The sequence below is a fragment of the Virgisporangium aurantiacum genome (genome assembly GCF_016863635.1).
Lineage (GTDB): Bacteria > Actinomycetota > Actinomycetes > Mycobacteriales > Micromonosporaceae > Virgisporangium > Virgisporangium aurantiacum.
This window is the reverse complement of record NZ_BOPG01000023.1, coordinates 262,904-280,980: the sequence shown is the minus strand read 5'-3', so window position 1 is coordinate 280,980 and position 18,077 is coordinate 262,904. Positions and strand designations below refer to the sequence as shown.

Genomic DNA, 18,077 nt, shown 5'->3' with positions numbered 1-18,077 from the left:
GGTCAGCCCTCGCCGGTCGAGCGGGCGGCGGTGTCCGCGGCCGATTTCGCGGCCGTCCCGACCGCTTTGCCGACAGCCATGGCACCGGCGACGATCGGCGCGGCCGGACCGGCCGCTGCTGCGGCGCCCGCGGTTGCGGCCGTCCCGGCGCCTGCGCCGGCACCGGCTGCCGCGCCCGCACCGGCCGTTGCCGCACCGGCCGTTGCCGCGCCGGCTCCTGTTGCCGCGCCACCGCTGGCGCCGGCCGCGCCGCTCGCTGCGCCTGCACCCGCCGCTGTGCCACCACCGGCGCCCGCTGCGCCTGCTCCGGCGAGTCCGCTCGCGGCCCCGCCGCTTCCGGCCGCGCCCACGGGGGCGCTCGCCGATGGTGCGGCCGGGGACGGGCCGGTGAAGCTGGGTGGCTTCGGGCCCGGCGACGGCGTCGGACCGGAACCGCTTCCGTTGCTACCGCTGGGTGGTTGGTAGCGGCGGTCGAGGTCGCGGGCGTAGTCGGTGGCGCTGAGTCCGCCACCGCCGGCGCCGCGTTGGGAGGAGAGGGCGTGCATTCCGGCGGCGCCGGTGGCGGCGAGCATGCCGGCCGAGCCGCCGGTGGATTGGACCGCTCCGACCGTCCAGTTGAAGAACTTCATCATCGCGGGAAGCGCGATGATCGACATGGCGAGCATGGCCACACCGGTGAACCAGGTTGCGACGTCGGTGTTGCGGCGGTCGCCGATGAGCATGAACGAGACCGCGTAGGTCGTTGCGGCGAACGGTTTGTAGAAGGTGAGGGCGAGCAGCCAGCCGAGGATGCGGCGCAGCCAGTTCGACGTGGCGGAGGTGAAGCTGCCGCTGGCGGACAGTTGCAGCATGCCGGCGAGCACGATGATGGCGCCGTTGCGGAACAGCAGCAGCATCGCCTGCGTGATGCTGGCCAGCAGGGCGAAGAGGCCGACGATGACGATGAGGACGCCGGCACCGTTGAGGCTGACCGGGGTCAGGACGAACTGCATGCGTTCGCCGAGGGCGTCGGTCTTGCAGGCGGCGTCCTGACCGAATCCGGGCTTGCAGTCAAGGCCGTAGGTGAGGACCCATTCGGTCCAGGCGTCGCAGGCCTGTAGCAGCAGTTGGGTGCCGGCGAGGCTGACCGCGCCCCAGATCGCCGTGGTGAACAGCCCTTTGACGATCGCGACGAGGGGTTCGCCCTTGCGGTTGATGATGAGCATCAGCGATTGCCACAGGATCCCGCCGGTGACGACGAGGATCGCGAACGGCAACATCCACCGCTGCAACGTGTGGGCCGCCGGCGCACCGCCGGCGTCGACGGATGGCAGATACAGCCACCAGGTGACGGTCGCGGTGATCAGTGCGTTCTGTGCTTCGCTGATCGCTCCGACCAGGCCGCCGACGACGGCGCTGACGGCGTCGCCCGCGGCCTCGCGGGTCTTGCACTGGAAGTCCCAGACCTGGCACATCGCGGTCACCTCGCCGGGAGTGGGGTGTAGTCGGCGGCGGCGTCGGCCGGAACCGGGGTGCGGACGGTGCTCCAGTCGCCTCGGGGTGGGGCGACGAGTCGCCAGTCGTTGTCGCTCCAGGCGACCTGCGCCAGGGCGGCGGCGCGGGCGGTTCCGGTTCCGGTCGGTGCCTCGATGAGGACGCGCATGCTCGCCGCTTCCGCGCTGTAGGCGTCGAGCCGGACGCCGACGATGGCCGCGTAGATGCGGTCGGCCGGTTCGCCTTTCTGGAGCGCGGCCTTGTGGTCGGCGCGCACCTCGGCGGTGTACGCGGCCGCGTCAGGGCCGACGACCTGGTCGCGTAGCGTCGGCTCCCAGACGGCCGCGCCGACCTGGTAGCTGGTCCGCACGATCAGGTGCAGGGCGGCGAGGACCGCACCGGCCGGGGTGTGGCCGTACTCCTTGGCCAGGCCGAGGTTCCGGTTCCGCGGGCCGTCGGACGCCGACACCGGAAGGTCGATTCCGGCGACGCGTTCCCAGCCGAGGTCCGTCGGCCAGCGGAACTCGCGCGGTTCCGGTTCCTGCGTCTGTTCCTGCTCGGGATCCGGTTCCGCTTCCGCTTCCGCCGTGGCCTGGTTCCGGCGGGGTGGTTCCGGTTCCTGGTTCCTGCTCATGCAGGCGACCGCGATGGTTCCGGCGATCATCGCGACGGTGATCGCGACGAGCAGGACGATGGTTGCGGTTCTGCGGTTGTGTTTGCGGTGGCGTCCACGGTTCATGACAGCGCCACCCCGGCGATCCCGGCCGCGAGGCTGGTCAACGCCAACCCGGCCAGCACCCACGGCACCCCGGCGGCGCCGTCGACGGCGGTCTGCGACCGGTTACGCCGTCCAATGATCATCATTCCGGCGCAGATGAAGAAGCCGAGCACACCGGCGACGAGCAGGGACCACTTGCCCCAGCCGAGGAAGGTGTTGGCCATCTCCTCCATGCCGGGTGGAGCGATCGGCCGCGGGTTCGGCGCCGACGGCGGCGCGGAAGGATCTGGTGCGAGAAACACGGAGGGCTCCGTCCACGATGTCGCGGCCCCCGGGACGGGAGCCGTTCGAACGCACCGTGGCGCGACGGGGATGCCGCAACCGTTGCCACGCGTCGACGGGACCGTTGCCATCGACCGTTCCGCCGACGGTCCGGCGCGACCGTCGGCGGCATGGGATCTCTTGCTGGACCGGCCATCGGGGCGCTGGTTGTCGCGCTGGCGGCCGGGTCGGTGGCGGTGATCGGCATCGGCGCGCTGGCCACCACCGTGTCATCGACCGCTGCGGGCGCCGGTCAGCTGAACGTCGACGCGATCCCGGCCCATGCCCGGCACCTCGCGCCGTGGGTCATCCGGGCCGGATCAGTATGCGAGGCGGTCGACCCGCCGACGGTCGCCGCGCAGATCGACCTGGAAAGCGGCTGGAACCCGGCCGCAGTGGCCCACAACCCGGCCGGACGCGGCGGCGACGCGGTCGGCATCGCCCAGTTCCAGACCGGCACCTGGGCCACCTGGGGAGGCGACTACGACCAGGACGGCCGCAACGATCCCGGCGACCCCGAGGACGCCATCGTCGCCATGGGCCGGCTCATGTGCGATCACGTCGCCTGGGCCACGCGCGGCGTCGACACCGGGCTTGTCACCGGTGACCCGCTCGACCTGGCCTGGGCCGCCTACTTCTGCGGACGCAACTGCGTCATTCTCGCCGGCGGTGTTCCGGCGTCCGGGCTGGCGCACGACTACCCGGGGCAGGTCCGGTCCCGGATCAGCCGCTACACGCTTGTCGCCGCCGTTGGTTCATGGGTGTTTCCGCTGCCGGCCGAGAGCTACGAACTCGTCTCCCGGTTCCGCACCGCCGAACGGCCGAGCCACGACGGGGTCGACCTCGCCGCGCAGACCGGAAATCCGATCTACGCCGTCGCCGACGGGGTGGTGCTGGCGGCTGGGTGCACGAGCGCGTACTGCGACCGTCCCGGAAGTCCCGGGCTCGGAGGCTGCGGTCTCCGCGTAAACCTCAACCACGGCAATGGTTTCGCCACCCGGTACTGCCATGCCGTGCGGCTCAACGTCACCGCCGGCGCCCTCGTGAAGGCGGGCGACGTCCTCGGCTGGGTCGGGTCGACGGGCAACTCGTCCGGGCCGCATCTGCACTTCGAGGTCCACCGCAACGCGCCGCCGCTTTCGTCGGCAACCGCGGTCGACCCGCTGCCCTATCTCGGCCTCTGACTTTGAAGGAGTGTCCATGCTCGTCAACCTCTACGACAACCGGTCCGCGCGGCTGCTCGCTCAGGCCGCGGTCGCCAACGCGACCGGGCCACGCAGCCGCAGCACCAGCTCCCGCGCACGGGTCATCGACGTCGGCGGCGGCTGGAACCTCCGATCGTGGCGCTCCTCCGTGCGACTGCTCGCCGACCGCGGCACCGTCACCGCGCTCGCCGTCCGCACCCTGCCGACCCAACGACACCTGACCGACGCCGAGTGGGAACAGATCTCCCGCCGGTTGGCCCGACAGGCGGGGCTCGGAAAGCGGCCTTGGCTCGCCGTGCGGACCAGCTCCACCACTGTCGCCCTCCTCACCGACTCGACCGCAGGACCACCGAAGATCGACGCCGCTCGCGATTTCATCCGCACCGTCGTGATCGACAGGGGACTACGACCCGGCCAGACCGCGGATCCCGAGCCCCGCGTGACCTTCCTCCAACCGCAACCGACGGACGACGAGGGTCACCCATCATCGGCCGTACGGGTCGAGGTGTCCGCTGACTCGCCTGACGATATCGCGCAGGCCGTGGTCGGACGTGAGGAGCTAACGGACAAGGGCTTGCTGGCCGCGGTGTCCATGAACTGGGAGCGGATGGCGGCCTCACCCGACCGCGGCAACCGCATCACCATGGCCGCCAGCCTCGCCTGGAACCACACGTACACCGACGCCTTCGAACGCGGCTACGAGATCGTGTCCAAAGGCTCGTCGGAGCATTTCGCGCAGCTTCAGGTCCGCGTTGCCGACGCCCCGAACCGAGACGAGGCAACGGCCAGCGCCGTCCGCGAACTGTTCCTGATCGCCCGCGGCGCGATGCCCATCCGGATCGAGACTCCTGAGGTGCCTCGCAACACCATGATGGTCGCCACCCGAGCCGGCCTGGAGCGCCCTGCCGATCAAACGATTCCGGAGGCCATCGTTCGCGCCGTCTGCCGGGAGGCCGCCGCGATCGGGGGACGCCACGGCGCTCTCGCCGCTACGGCCGACATCCAGCACGCGTGGCAAGCGCACCGGCGATCGCTGGACGCCAGCGTTGTCGACAGCGCGGTCCTTCAACGGATCGACAGCGTGTTTACCGAGTTGCACCAGAAGCTCAGCGACAGCCTTGCGGCCCGCGAGGAGGGCGCCGGACCGGGTGCAGTGGAGGTACGTTCCAGCTTCGCCGCGCCACCAGGCACTGCGACACCCCCGGTCACCGTGCAGGCAGATCCGGTCAGCCTCGACCAATTCCGTCGAAGCCGCCGCCTGTAGTGGTGGATCGGGTCCGGCTCCGAACGGAGTCGATCACGAGATGGAACATCCTGCGCTGCTTTACCGGTGTCGAGGCGAGCACCGGCCCTGACCACGCGCTGTCGCACGAGTCCGTGCGCAACGGCGTGCGGGGCCTGCCCGACATGTTGGGCCGACTTCCGGTGCTCGGGGCGCTGCTCACCTGGTCGTTCACCGGACGATCCTCGTCCCCCATCGGGTTGGGCACGATTACCTATCCGTTCACGGACTCTGGAAGAGCAGTGTCGAGACCACGCGGTCCGCGGTTCGGCTGGCCAGGTTGACCTCGAACAGGTCGGGAAGGCGAATGTCGTCCCAGAAACCGGGTGGATCGGCGAGGTTGATGGCGTCGGCCAGCCACAGGGTCATGGCCATGCCGTGGGTGGCGACGACCAGCGGCCGGGTGGCCGCGCGGAGGTGCCAATGGCTGATTCCGGCGTCGAACCGTGCGGCGACCTGCTCGCGTGGTTCCCATCCTGGGTGGTCGGCGCCGGCGAGGTAGGCGCTTCTGCGCGCTCGGAAGTCGCCGTGATAGGGCTCGTTGCGTGCGACTTCGTTGAATCGGGCGTCGGTGAACACGTGCCCGGCCGGCTCCAGCGTCTGGCGCGCCTTCGGCTCCTGGCAGGAGACGAGCATGGCGTCCGCCGGGATGACGTGTTTGAGCGTTTCAACACTCGGCCGTCCTGCGGCATCGAGTTCCCAGTTTCCGGGTGGCACCTCAGGATCGACGGCGGGCACGGCGTGCCTGACGAGGAAGAGCACCGCCGAACTTTAGCCGAGGAGCCGGTCCCGGTCCGGGTGTCAGCGCGCTGAGCAGCCGTGGCCTGAACCGGAAGGGACGGCGTGTGCGGATGTCCGGCTGCGCTTGTGCTGCCAGAATGTGGCTGTGACGGCGGCCAATGATCGGGATGAGGTCCTCGCCAGACTGGCGAACCTGCGCCAGCACCAACGCGACGGTCGTCGGTCACCACACAAGCCGCTGGCCGACCACGCGCATGTGTCAGCTGACCTGCGAACTTCTCCAACTCGCCGGAGAGATCTTCTTCGACTGAGACCGGTATACCGACGCCGCCCACTGCTACGCCCTGGCCGCCTCCGCTGCACGCGAGTCCAGCTCCTACGACCGGTGGGCGTGCGCACTGACGCGCCAGACGTTTGTCAGCCTCTACGCACCCGCTGGGCAGTCGCCGGCCCAAATGGTCTCGGCGGGATTACCGCACAGGCCTGCTGACTCGATCTTTGCTGCGGAGTGTTGCTGAAGTTCGAGAACGCCAGGTTCCACGCGATGACCCTGTCCAGCACCGCGGTTGGGTCGATTGCGACAGTGATCTACCAGGTCCTGCACTCGCGATCGAGAGCAATGGTGCCCGTATGTACTCGATCGGCTTGCCGGGGGCCACCACCGGCCATCGTCGAGTCGGTGCCGGGATCCGCATGTCGACGACGTTCTCTTCCACGGCATCCGCCAAGGACGTGCTCGGATGGTTGGATGAGGCCGCGCTCGTTTCGGTGAGCACAGGAACCATGGGTTTCATGTCGTAGACCCTGTACGACCAACGACGGCCGTACCGCGTGCTGGTTGTGGCCTATCGGCCGATTGGCACCTACCGAGACGGTTGTCAAACACAGCGCCACGGTCGATGGGTTGATTGTTGCGCACGCGCGTCCGTACGCCCTTTCGGGCGTGGCCGGACGTATCGAGGGACCTGCTAAGAGCCTCGACACGTCACCCGCTCGTGCTATGTACCGGCACGGCAACTAATTGAAGACTGACTACGTGGATCAGCGCTCACCGGACTTCTTCTCCCCGATCTGCTGCTGCCTGTGTCCCCTACTCGTAATCGCCATCGTCATCGTCCTTGCGGTTCAGCCGCTGCGCACAAGCGTCCTGCAGGCGATCGGGCTCGCAAAGAAGCCGGCCCGGCCAACGTATCGTCCGCTGCGGGGCAGAATGGCCGCACTCGCGGCGGAGGCGTACCGGCAAATCGCGTCGGTGCAGCGCCCGAACAACCCGTGGCTCACCGACGCCGCCGAGCTGCTCGCCGCTTTCCGATTGGCGCGCGAGGTGGCCTCGCCGTACTACACCGACGCGTGGATCATGCAGCAGATTGATGACCAGGTGAGAGTCAGCGTGGACGACCCACCGGTGTTCCTGCACCGAACGCGGGCTTTATTTGAGCAGGTCCAACCCCGCACCGACGACGTCGGGCAGGCGATCGCGGTCCTCGCCTACGTAGCGAATACCGAGTGGTACGGCGCGATCCCGGTCACCGTCGCGACGACGATCAGATACTTCATCGAGAACGGTCCGCCGGTGCGCAGCTCCGGCATCACATACCGCCCGCTCGACGGGCGGCTGGCCCGGCTAGCGGCCGAGGCGCATCCGCAGATCGCCGGCCGGATATCGGAGAGCACCTTCGGCCGGGACGACATCGGCTACGCCGCGGATCTGGTCGCGGCCCTCCGCTTCTACCGCGACGTCGTCTCAGAGGCGTACTACGACAACCTCTTCGACGCCGGGCTCAGCGACAACCCGGCGAACTTCCTCGCGCTGACCGTCGAGCAGTACGAGAAGATCCACCCGCGTACGCCGGACATCGATACGGCCATCCAAATCCTCCGCGAGCTCAGCCGGTCCTCACGCTTCACTGCCTACGTCGCCCTCGCCCGAGCGGCGCTCGGCCGATGACGTCGCCGAGGCCGGTCCACGAGTCGTGCGCGTGGGCGGAAGGAACAGCCGATCCGACCCGGCCGGACACTGTTCAGGACCGGCCGGGCGGCGGACTTGTGGTTCGGGCGCGCTGCCCGCGCTGCCACGGGCTGACGGTACGACGGATCCCGAAGATCATCGGCGGGAGCAAGGGGCCAGGCGATCCGAGCGATCCACACGAACCTGTGAACCCGACGGCCTGGGTTTTCGAATGCGAATGTGGCCACCCGCACTCGGACCGGCCGGCGAACGTGGATCGGTACGGGTGTGGGACGTCCTGGTGGGTGGCGCGATGACCGTCCCCGACTTCGATTCGGACGAGAGTCGGCCCTCCGCCGTCGACCGGCGATGGGCGGCGTTGGCCGAAGACATGCAGTTCAGCCAGTTGACGATTGCACGCGGGCAGGCGGAAGGCTGGCGGAACGGGCTGGCCGCCGGCGCGACGCTGCTGGCCACGGTGACGCTGGTCAAGGGCCGCGCCGACTTTGACAAGCTCGCCGGCGCCTGGCGCCTTGTACCGGTGGTTCTGATCGTGCTGGCGTTCGCGTTCCTAGCGGCCGCGCTCCTGGTGGCGATTCGGGCCGCGCACGGTCAACCAGGCGCGTACATCCTGGCCGACGGGATCTCGCTCCATGACTGGACCGAGCGGGAGGTGGCGCGGATCAGCAAGCTCATCCCGCGGGCCGCCTTGTTGTCGCTGACCGGCCTGACCCTAGTGCTGGCCGCCGCCGTCGTCACCTGGACGGGCCCGGTGGCGGAGTGATGGCGGGCACCGGCGACATCGCGGTATTCGTCGGCGTCGGGGTGTACGAGGATCCGCAGCTGTCGGATCTGCCGGACGTCGCCGAGGAGATCAACCTGGTGTCCGGGGCATTACGACGTAACGGGTTCACCACCGGCTCAGTGTTGTCGGGCGCGGTGACCCGGACCGCGGTCCAGCAGCACCTTGCCAAGGCGGGCGCGAGCGGGCCGAAGCGACTGGTCCTCTACTGGACCGGGCACGGCGTCAGCGACGGGTCCGGAAGCCGGCTGCTGCTGACACCGGACGGCGACGGCCTGGCGGCCGACGAGGTCGCGTCGTTGCTCACCTCGTCGCTCGATGTTCCGCAAGTGGTCGTGATCCTGGACTGCTGTGACGGTGGATCTACCGCCCTGGAAATCGTCGGCGCGATCAACGCAGCGCCGCGTGCCACTCCGGGCCCTAGCCGGGCTCCGGCCGCGTTGTCGCTGATGGCGTCCACCTTCGGCACCGCCAAGGTCAACCCCGTGCTGTTCGCCGAGGCGCTTACCACGGCGTTACGCAATGGGCCGCCGTTCGGACCCTGGCCGGCGCAGTCGGCTCGGATCCCGCCTCAGGATCTGGCGCTGGCAGCCGACGCCTGGCTGCGGCGTGACGGTGCGCCGCCCGATCAGCGGGTCCTTGCCGTGGGCGTCGAGGGCGGCACGCCTTTCTTCCGCAACCCGGCGTACCGGCCGGGCCTGCGGGAGATCGTGACGAACGGCGAATCGCGGGTGCGACGCGACCGAGTCCTCGACGACCTCTTCTCGTGGCGTGGTCATGAACCGTCCGGGTTGTACCTGCTGACCGGTTCCATCGGCACCGGTAAGACGGAGACGCTGGCCCAGGTCGTCGCAGAGATGACCGCGGCGGCTGGCGAGCGTCTCGTACAGGCCGACCTGGCCGTCCAGCGGACCGTGCCTGCCTTGATTGAGGTGCTCGCGCCTCGGTTGGACCCGGCCAGCGGGGCATCACTAGAGGATCTCGTGGACCGGGTGCGGGCCGATAGCGAGCCACTCACGCTCGTCCTGGACGCTCTCGACGAAGCCGAGCCGGTCGAACTGGAGGAGATCGTGACCCGGCTGGTGCTGCCACTGGCCGCCGCACCGCACGTCCACGTCGTCGTCGCGGTGCGCAACTCAGCGGCCGGTGCACTTGAGGGAGTGCTGCGTGCCCACTGCTCGGGCTTCTACGACCTGGACCGGGATCCCGGCGCGACCGAGGCCATCGCGCGGCACGTGACAAACGTGCTGACCACCACCCCCGAATCGCCGTACGCCGAGGACCCCGCCCTGGCCGGGGTGGTCGCCTCCGAGATGGCCGCCGCCAGTGACGGCGCGTTCCTGTTTGCCACCAGCCTGGCCAACGCCCTGGCCCGGGAGCCGGAGGTGCTCCGTCCCGGCGACGTTGCCTTGCAACGGATGCTGGGCCAGTCTGCGGCCGAGGCGATCGAGGACGACCTCCGGCACCGGTTCGCCGATCGCGCCCCGGCCGTGACCGCTGTGCTCGCCCCCCTGGCGTGGGCGTTCGGAGCCGGTCTGGCCGTCACACAACTATGGACCCGGATGGTCGCTGCAGTCGGCCTGTTGCCCAGGGCGGATCCGCCGACTGAGGAAGCGCTCGCCCGGCTCGTAGCCGAGGCCGGCGCCTTCCTGCGCAGCGTCCAGGAGGACGGGCGGCCGGTCTACCGTCTGAGGCACGCGGCCTACGGCGAGTTCCTGCGCGCGGCCACGCCGGACGAGCCGTCCGCGGTGCACGACCGGATTCTCGGCGCCGTGCGGCCAGGGACCGGCGGGTGGGCACATGCCGATCCATATGCCCTGCGGTACGCGGCGGCGCACGCCGCCGAGGCCGGAACCCTCAATGATCTGTTCGCCGATCCGGACATGCCGCTGCACGCCGAGCCCCGGACCACGCTCGCCGCGATCCATCGCGTCCCGCGCGTCGCGTGGAATGAACCGGTGACCCGATACCTGACCGCCGGCGCCCGGCTCCACAACCTGAGCCCCGCTGAGCGCATTGTCGCGCTGCAACCGGTGCCAAGTTGGCGCCGCATGCCTGCAAAGAACGGCGGCAGAGCGGCCCCGTCGGGGCGGCAACAGCCCCTCCCGAGGATCGAGCCGCCGGGCCGGATCGACTGGACCACGGTCGGTGCCGCGCTGCCGCACCAGGTAGTCCATGCGGCCGGGTGCGAACTGGAGTCGATGGCGGTGATCCCGCCGACCACCGCCAGCGGACGCCGGCTGATCGCCGCGGCGCGGCGCAGGACACTGGACGGCCTGCCAGCCTCGATCAGCCTTATCGACGTGGACACCGCCGAGGTTGTCCAGGAGCTGACCAACTCCCACGCCACCGAGGCGAGTGCCCTGGCCCACGTCGGCGGCTCGGACCCGCTGCTGGTCGCCGGGTACTCCAACGGACTGGTGGTGGGCTGGAGCATCCGCGCGCGGCGGATCCGGTGGATGCAGAGCACCGACTCGGGCGCGCTGCGCATCACCCCGATCGACAGTCGCCACGGCGCCCTGCTCGCGGTTGCCGACAGCGTGTCCGAGCTGTTGCTGCTGCGGCCCGTCGACGGCACGGTGGTCCGCTCGATCCGCGACCACGGTGGAATCATCTGCGCGGCCGCAATCCCGGACGGCGGGCAGACCGTGCTCGCCACCGCGACCAACACCAGTTGGCTGGAGTTCTGGGACATGGACACCTTCGCGAAAATTGCCGGCGGTGAGCTGCAGGAGCCGTGGACCGGCATGGTCACGGTGACCGTCGCCGGACGGCTGCTGCTGGTCGGCGCCCGTTCGGACGGGCGGCTGGAACTGCTCGACGGGCGCACCCGGCAACGGATCGACGTGACTCGACAGGAGACGGGCAACGAGATCACGGACATCTGCGTGCTGGACGCCGCGGCGCCGTACCCACTGATCGCTACCGCAGACGGAAGGCAGATCACCCTCTGGTCCTGGAGCGCCACGACCTTCCAGAGACAGACCGTCCTGCACGGTCACACCGACGCGATCACCTGGCTGGCGACGCTCGGCGACGGGGCGGACCACGACCTGGTGGCATCGGCTTCCGAGGACGGCACAGCGCGGCTGTGGTCCTCCCGCGGCATGGACAGCCGGTTCAACCTGGCGGACCACGACGAACGCGGGTATGGCGACATCTTCAGCGGTGCGATCCGCGGCCATCGGGTTGTCGTGGCCGCCGAGACCTGGGAGGCCGACGTGCTCGACGCGGACACCGGCGTCCTGCACCACCGCGTTCCCGACAACATCCCTGGGCAGGTGCGTGACCGCATCGAGCGGGTCGACGCGGTGGCGGAGACGACCGGGGAACTGCTCATGCTCACCGGCGACGAGGTCGGAGACCGACTGTGGGGACTGTCCGACGGGCGGCGCTACGGAGCCCCTGCGCGGCCCGCCGGGGCCGGATCGGTCGTGGTGGCCACGCGGCCCGGCTACCCGGTGCTCTTCACCGGCACAGGGAAAGGGCCGATTCGGGCCGTCGACTTCTTCGGCCACGATCACGGCGAGGTTCCGGGAGGACAGGACGGCGTCCCGGTCCTTGCGGTCACCGGGCCCGATGGTCCGGGCGTGCTGGTGCAGTGGTCGGATCGCTTCGGCTGGTTCGACACCACCAGCCGGACCTGGCAGCACATCCTTCCCCTGCCTTGGCAATGCCAGGCGCTCGCCGCGGCGCCGGTTGTGGGCGGCCCGGTCGCGGTCGCGGTGAGCCGCCGGGATTCGGACACCCGAATCCTGCGGTCTGACGGCGGAGACCTGCCCGCGCTGCCGGATTCGAGCCGGGCCGCAACGGTTCTCGATCTCGACGGTGTTCCCATGTTCGCGCTGGCCAGTGGCGAGCTGATAGTGGTGGTACGCCCCGCCGACGGCACGGTAGTGCTGCGCTTCCCGCTGCCCGGGCCGGTCAACCGGCTCTGCTCCGTGGACCGGAACCGGCTGGCGGCACTCGTCGGCGAGTGCGTCATGACGGTCCGGTTCGGGCGGGTCCAGGGATGAGACCCGCTTGACCGGGCTGGATTTGTCACGCAGTAGTTCGTCGCGGATTGCGGCGTTGAGGGCCGAGCGGAGTGTCACGCGGATGCGGTGCAACGTCACAGGAGTCGACGGGCGGCCCTTACTGAATCGTCCTGCGTGGTGAATGCGCCGGCAAGCTAGACGGACCAGGCGGCGGACGGCCTGCCCAAGCTGCTCACGCCGTCAATGAGCGACCCGGTGCACGATAAACGGCACTACCATGCGGGGCCGTCTGCTGCCGATGCTGACAAGAACTACCTGGCGGAACTGAAGTTGCGCGTCAGGTAGCGGTCGTGTTGGGGGCTGTGCAGATCCGCCATCTCGTTCGGGAGCGTCAACACAAGTCGACAAGGATAGGCCCGAGTTCGATCCCCTTGCATGACAAGGTTGGCGAGGTCGAGACCGCGGAGGGCTGCATGATGGTTCGTGATGGCGCCGCGCCGCTCCGATCCGTGGCTCTCGCGCCGGCCTGGCCGGGCCGTGGAATGGTCGAAGGCTGCGACCGCTCTGGAGGACTCGGACGATTCGGTCCGGCTGCATCCGTAGCGTTCGCCAAAGTCAAGCGGCAAGATGGTTGGTCGCCTTCGCCGGGGCTAATACCGATTGCCACCTCGTTTGCGAGTTCGGCCAACACCTCGAAAGGGTAGGAACTGCTACCGGCGATCCGAATTGTTTTGGTTTCATCGGAAATGATTCTTACGACACAGCCGGTTCGCGACGTGGCGGTCAATAGCCCGTGCAAAATTCCGTTGCGCACGATTAAAGGAACGATGACCTTCTTCAGAAGCCGATCAGCGGAATCTGATACAGACACGTGCGCACTTATCGGTCGCTCTATGCTCGACGCGGTTGGTGGGACGGTCCAATGTGATTGTGGAGCGGTCGATGGGATCTGCCCATTTGCGTTGTTCGGGGGTCGAGCGTCGGTCGTACGCGGAGCAGGTTGCGTAACAAGTGTGGCTGTACCTAGTGCAATGGAGCCAACACCGAAGATAAGCCACAAGGTCTTCCGTGCGAGTATTCCTAGAACGCTAGTCCCTAGCAGGATGATCATAACGAAGGCGGCGTCGGCAAAAACCCCGAATCGGGCACGGCATGCGAGGGCCAACCGCACCAGCGACAGCGACAAAATGCCCCGGCGAGACAAGTGAGCGGACTCGCCGCGGTCAGGGAGAGCCGCGCTCTCGTCAAGAAATTCACTGAGGCGCCGGCGCGCCGCGGCGACCTCGTCGCGAGCGGCCGAACTGCGACGAGGTGGTGCGTAGTGCTGGCGCGTCCAGCGCCATCTCACTGACAAAACTCCCTGCCTCTTCTATGGCAACGCGTGAACCGTGTCGCCTGGGGACTCTGGAGCTTGGCGCCGTACCAACTCGGCCAGCAGATGCCGATCAACCGCCTTTCGCAGCTCCCATCGAAACGTGGCGCGGTGGAACCGCTCGGCCGCCTCGACCCGTCCAATGATCTCCGCATAGGCAGCCCGCACCACGTCATCCGCCAGTGCGGCTGCCGCCGGTTGCGTCATGTGCGGAGCCAGCTGGGTCCGCATCGATGCTCGGAGCGGATCGAGGCGACGATCCATCGTTCTAATCATCCAGGGCTTAACTCCGGACAAGTCGACAAGTCGACGGCCTCGGTAGTAGGGCTCACGCAGGTTGTACAGCATGAGCCGCGTCTGAATCACCGTCGCAACTGCGGCGACAGTAGCAACAACGAGAGTTGCGAGTGTCAGGAACTCCGACAGCGACAACCCCAATAGCGACAACTCCGCCAGCGAAAATGAGGTCGCCTCAAAACCCATGCCCCTGTCCCTTCCCTGCGCCGATACAGCCTTAACGACGAGGCGGGAGTTTTCGCCACAAGTCGGTCAATTAGACCATGGCATAGTAGTGGGAGATCCGGCAAACCGTCCCCCACACGGCTGGATGCAAGTCACCCTTTGGTGTCGCCCAAAGTGCTTGGTTCGGGACGCGTAACCGCCCAAAGTCGATATCAGACGTCCGCAAACCGCCGCCTGAACCGCGAGGTTCACCGGGAGACGGAAGCTGCCGTACGGCATTGGGTGTCCTGCTGCTTCGTCACACGGGGTCGGAGCTGGTTGACGGCTGACTCTCGTAGCCGTATCGCGCGGTGCCGTCGGCGTCGCCCCGGGCGCTGCCGCGTTGTGGGTGCAATCTGATCGCCGACCTGTCAGGCATTTGTGCGCGATCTGTGGGTGATCCATGCGTGATCGATAGCCTTGGCAGGGACCGTCACCCGTCAGCAGTAGTTGCCATTTCGATTCCATGGATGCGCAGCTAAACTGGCATGTGTCGACAGTTGTCGGTAATCCCAAGCAATATCTGACATCGATAAGTCGCGGACTCATACTCCGCTGGTTCGTGCCGCCGTGTGTTGAGCGGTATCGCAGGGTGCTGGGCAGTCTCGTCGAGTGCCGCTGTGTGCCTCGAACTGGAGTTCATCAAGTTCTCCACCTTCATACTCTGGGTGGAAATCATCGATCGAGCCGGCTGGTCGGAGTGCTGGCGGCTGTGCGAGGCGGCCGTCAGCGCCCTCAAATTCGACGTCCGCAGTCGTGCAGGTACCTGCTGGCACAGGACCGGCCGGCGGCATGGAGGGACAAAAGTCCGGCCGGCCTTGGAGTCCGGAGGTCCGCGCGTCAAGCGGCATGTTGAAGGCGGTGTCAGGGCTTTGGCCACTCCCGTCAAGCGGGCCACGCCAAACGACCAGCGTCCCGCTGTCATCTCTTGACACAATCTGTCACAGAGTCCTCCCTTCTGGTGTTGGCGTCCCCCAGGACTTTCGAAACAATGGCCGGACCCGGCATCCGCACCCGGGCATCAGGTCGCTGCAATACGGTTGGCGGCAATCTGGTAATTTGCGGACGTACTCGTACGCAAGGTGCGAACTGTCGAGGGAGGGCGGGCTTGGCATCGCGAAGCCGCACAGGCGATGTCCACTGTCGTCGGAGCTGACGCGTCGCTGAAGGTGGGGTGCCGTGACTGACGCTCAGACACCGAGGGCTGCCACCACAGCGACCGTCGCACATACGGATCCCCTCCGCATCTGGGCGGGAGTGCCGCTGCGGAACTCGTCCTTCACCGGCCGCGAGATCTTGCTCTCGACCCTGCGGCAGGCACTGGACCAGCAGTCCAAGGCGTCCGTCCTGCCGCACGCGCTGCACGGCCTGGGTGGGGTCGGCAAGACCCAGCTCGCCGTGGAATTCGCGTACAGGTACGCCGACCGGTATGACGTAGTCTGGTGGATTCCCGCCGAGAACCAGACTCTCGTCCTCCAGTCGCTGCGCGACCTCGGCCGGCGCCTCGGCACTCCGGAGACGGCCAGTCTGCAGCAGGCCGCCCGGCTCGTGCTCGACCGGCTGGCATCCTCGCGACTGCGCTGGCTCCTGATCTATGACAACGCGAACGATCCCGACGACGTCGTCAATTTCATTCCCAGCGGCGGCGGGCACATCATCCTCACCTCTCGCAATCAGACGTGGTCCGAGCTGTGGGATCCGATCAAGGTTGACGTCTTTGACCGCGACGAGAGCGTCGAACTGGTATGCAAACGCGGCTCCGAGGTCTCGTCGGCTGAGGCCGAGCAGCTCGCGATCCGGCTCGACGACCTGCCCCTTGCGCTCGACCAGGCCGCTGCCTGTCAGGCGGCCACCGGTATGCCGATCAGCCAGTATCTGATACGCCTCGACGAGCACATCCAGGCGCTGTCGCCCCCTGAGAAGCCGAGGTCCAGCCGTACCACCGTCGCAGCGCTCGTGCGATTGACGCTTGAGCAGTTGCGGATCAAGTCGCCTGCCGCCAGCGAGCTGCTGGAGATGTTCGCGTTCCTGGGCGCCGAGCCGATCTCCCGCAGCCTGCTGCACAAGGGCCGCGACGCGCCTGTATCGAGTGCACTGGGCGCCGCGCTGCGCAGCCAGGCGGGCCTGAACGGCGCCATCCAGGAGCTTAAGCGCTACGGCATCGCCAACTTCGACGCGGTCCGACGCATCCAAGTGCACCGTCTGTTCCAGCTGGTGCTGCGCGACCAGATCGGCGCGGAGGCGCTCGCCCGCAGCCGAGAGAACGTGCACCAGGTGCTGGCCTCGGCGAACCCGGGGTACCCCGAAGACGAGAAGACCTGGGACGGCCACGCCGAGATCGGTCCGCACATCGTGCCGGCCGGCCTCGTCGACTCTGACGTCGCGGGCGCCCGCCAGGTGGTGATCGACCAGGCGACGTACCTACGGCTCATCGGCGACCTCGACGGGTCGCGTCGGTTGGCCGAGAACGCGGTCGACGTGTGGCGCAAAGCGGAGAACCTGACGGGCCTCGGGGCCGATGGTGAGCTGACCCTGCTCGCTGGCCACACCCTCGCCATCGCCCTCCGGCTGCTCGGTTTCAACGAGCGCGCCCGTGCTCTCGCGGAGGACATCTACCAGCGGATGCGTAACAGCTCCGAACTTGGCCCCGACCACGACCACACCCTCGCGGCCGCCGCCGGCGTGCCGCCGAACCTGCGGGTCGCCGGTCTGTTCCGCGAGGCGCTGGAACAGGACCGCGCCAGTGCCGACAGGTACCGGCGGAAGTTCGACGAAGACGACCCAGAGACGTTGGGCGCGCAGAACAACGTCGCAGTCGACCTTCGCATGCTCAGCGACTTCCCCGCCGCCTACGAAATCGACAAGGCGGCGGTGCACGCGTGGCAGCAGACGGTCAGCGAAAACGATAACCGGCTGCTGTTCGCGCAGACCAACCTAGCTCGTGACCTGTACGGGCTCGGTCGGTACGGTGAGGCGCTCGCCCTGCAACAGCGGATCCTGGTGCCGTTCCGCCAGCAGCGCGGGCCTCGCCACCAGGACGTCCTCCTCGCCGAGCGGACGTTGGCCATGACCCTGCGGAAGGTTGGACGGTACGCCGAGGCTCTTACCGCCGCCGAGCAGCACCACGATGACACCGTCGACCGGTACGGCGCTGAACATGAGCACTCGCTGGCCGCCGCTATGACACTGGCGAACAGCCTACGCGCCGCCGGTGAGGTCCGGCGCGCCGACGCCTTGGCCACCGACGCAGTCGACCGCTACCAGCGTGTGTTCGGGGAGGATCATCCGCTGACGCTGTCAGCGGCTGTCAACCATGCAATCGTGCTCCGCGCACTCGGCAAACGTGACAGGGCCCGTCAGCTCGACGAGGACAACTACCCCCGGATGCGCGACACGCTCGGGCACCAGCACGGCTACGTGCTCTGCGCGCTCAACGGGCTGGCCCTGGACCACGCCCTAGTCGGCGATCGGGCCGGCGCGCGGGAACTCTTCGACGAGGCGCTGACCGTATCCCGGGACTTCCGTGGACCGCGACATCCCTACACGCTGGCGTGCGCCGTCAACGCAGCGCTCGCCGTGGCGGACGATGACGCCGAAGCCGACCTCGCGCGGCTCGGCCAAGCCGTCGCGGGATTGGCCGAGGTGCTCGGCCCCGAGCACCCGGAAACGCGCGCGGCGCAGCAACGCTCGTGGGCCGAGTGTGACATCGAGCCGCCGCCGACCTGACGCCCGACACG

The 18,077-nt window shown here is 68.3% G+C and carries 12 protein-coding genes and 1 pseudogene; 8 read left to right on the top strand and 5 right to left on the bottom strand.

Annotated elements, in window-relative coordinates; genetic code table 11:
• Positions 1-2: 2 nt before the first annotated feature.
• From Vau01_RS18395 to Vau01_RS18385, 3 genes are read right to left on the bottom strand one after another with little or no spacing between them, the layout of a single operon-like run.
• Positions 3-1,454, bottom strand: a complete 1,452-nt coding sequence (locus tag Vau01_RS18395; RefSeq protein ID WP_239151683.1) for a hypothetical protein — start codon at positions 1,452-1,454, stop codon at positions 3-5.
• A gap of 5 nt (positions 1,455-1,459) precedes the next feature.
• A complete protein-coding gene (locus Vau01_RS18390) occupies positions 1,460-2,212 on the bottom strand; it encodes a DUF8175 domain-containg protein (RefSeq protein WP_203994035.1) in 753 nt (250 codons plus the stop codon).
• The gene (locus Vau01_RS18385; protein ID WP_203994032.1) at positions 2,209-2,493 is read right to left on the bottom strand and encodes a hypothetical protein; all 285 of its coding nucleotides are present in this window, start codon (positions 2,491-2,493) and stop codon (positions 2,209-2,211) included. Before Vau01_RS18385 ends, Vau01_RS18390 begins: the two co-directional genes overlap by 4 nt.
• Before the next feature lie 150 nt (positions 2,494-2,643).
• On the opposite strand from Vau01_RS18385, the gene Vau01_RS18380 reads away from it, so the two are divergent.
• Entirely contained in the window at positions 2,644-3,696 is a 1,053-nt protein-coding gene (locus Vau01_RS18380; protein ID WP_203994029.1) for a peptidoglycan DD-metalloendopeptidase family protein, read from the top strand.
• A 169-nt stretch (positions 3,697-3,865) separates the two neighbouring features.
• Positions 3,866-4,981, top strand: a complete 1,116-nt coding sequence (locus Vau01_RS18375; RefSeq protein ID WP_203994026.1) for a hypothetical protein — start codon at positions 3,866-3,868, stop codon at positions 4,979-4,981.
• A 240-nt stretch (positions 4,982-5,221) separates the two neighbouring features.
• On the opposite strand, the gene Vau01_RS18370 is transcribed toward Vau01_RS18375, so the two are convergent.
• Complete coding sequence (locus Vau01_RS18370; protein ID WP_275423948.1) at positions 5,222-5,761, bottom strand: histidine phosphatase family protein; 540 nt, start codon at positions 5,759-5,761, stop codon at positions 5,222-5,224.
• Positions 5,762-5,879: 118 nt separating this feature from the next.
• Here Vau01_RS18370 and Vau01_RS65255 point away from each other — a divergent pair.
• The 5 genes and pseudogenes from Vau01_RS65255 to Vau01_RS18350 form a co-directional block, all read left to right on the top strand.
• Positions 5,880-5,981: pseudogene (locus Vau01_RS65255) on the top strand (phosphorothioated DNA-binding restriction endonuclease); the annotation flags it as partial.
• A gap of 389 nt (positions 5,982-6,370) precedes the next feature.
• Positions 6,371-6,541, top strand: a complete 171-nt coding sequence (locus tag Vau01_RS18365; RefSeq protein ID WP_203994020.1) for a hypothetical protein — start codon at positions 6,371-6,373, stop codon at positions 6,539-6,541.
• A 409-nt stretch (positions 6,542-6,950) separates the two neighbouring features.
• A complete protein-coding gene (locus Vau01_RS18360; protein ID WP_203994018.1) occupies positions 6,951-7,688 on the top strand; it encodes a hypothetical protein in 738 nt (245 codons plus the stop codon).
• Between the two features lie 313 nt (positions 7,689-8,001).
• On the top strand, positions 8,002-8,472 hold the full coding sequence (locus Vau01_RS18355) for a hypothetical protein (protein WP_203994016.1): 471 nt from the start codon (positions 8,002-8,004) through the stop codon (positions 8,470-8,472).
• Entirely contained in the window at positions 8,472-12,506 is a 4,035-nt protein-coding gene (locus Vau01_RS18350) for a WD40 repeat domain-containing protein (RefSeq protein ID WP_203994014.1), read from the top strand. Before Vau01_RS18355 ends, Vau01_RS18350 begins: the two co-directional genes overlap by 1 nt.
• A 1,330-nt stretch (positions 12,507-13,836) precedes the next feature.
• Here the strand turns inward: Vau01_RS18350 and Vau01_RS18345 are convergent.
• On the bottom strand, positions 13,837-14,322 hold the full coding sequence (locus tag Vau01_RS18345) for a hypothetical protein (RefSeq protein WP_203994012.1): 486 nt from the start codon (positions 14,320-14,322) through the stop codon (positions 13,837-13,839).
• A gap of 1,197 nt (positions 14,323-15,519) precedes the next feature.
• Here Vau01_RS18345 and fxsT point away from each other — a divergent pair.
• Positions 15,520-18,066 (top strand): FxSxx-COOH system tetratricopeptide repeat protein, encoded by a 2,547-nt coding sequence (gene fxsT / locus Vau01_RS18340; RefSeq protein ID WP_203994010.1) that lies wholly within the window; start codon positions 15,520-15,522, stop codon positions 18,064-18,066.
• Positions 18,067-18,077: the final 11 nt, after the last annotated feature.

Excerpts from the sequence above, each read along its gene's own strand:
- Vau01_RS18345 (WP_203994012.1), bottom strand. The coding sequence starts at position 14,322 with ATGGGTTTTGAGGCGACCTCATTTTCGCTGGCGGAGTTGTCGCTATTG.
- Vau01_RS18360 (WP_203994018.1), top strand. The coding sequence starts at position 6,951 with ATGGCCGCACTCGCGGCGGAGGCGTACCGGCAAATCGCGTCGGTGCAG.
- Vau01_RS18390 (WP_203994035.1), bottom strand. The coding sequence starts at position 2,212 with ATGAACCGTGGACGCCACCGCAAACACAACCGCAGAACCGCAACCATC.
- Vau01_RS18355 (WP_203994016.1), top strand. The coding sequence starts at position 8,002 with ATGACCGTCCCCGACTTCGATTCGGACGAGAGTCGGCCCTCCGCCGTC.
- Vau01_RS18380 (WP_203994029.1), top strand. The coding sequence starts at position 2,644 with ATGGGATCTCTTGCTGGACCGGCCATCGGGGCGCTGGTTGTCGCGCTG.
- Vau01_RS18395 (WP_239151683.1), bottom strand. The coding sequence starts at position 1,454 with ATGTGCCAGGTCTGGGACTTCCAGTGCAAGACCCGCGAGGCCGCGGGC.
- Vau01_RS18350 (WP_203994014.1), top strand. The coding sequence starts at position 8,472 with ATGGCGGGCACCGGCGACATCGCGGTATTCGTCGGCGTCGGGGTGTAC.
- Vau01_RS18365 (WP_203994020.1), top strand. The coding sequence starts at position 6,371 with ATGTACTCGATCGGCTTGCCGGGGGCCACCACCGGCCATCGTCGAGTC.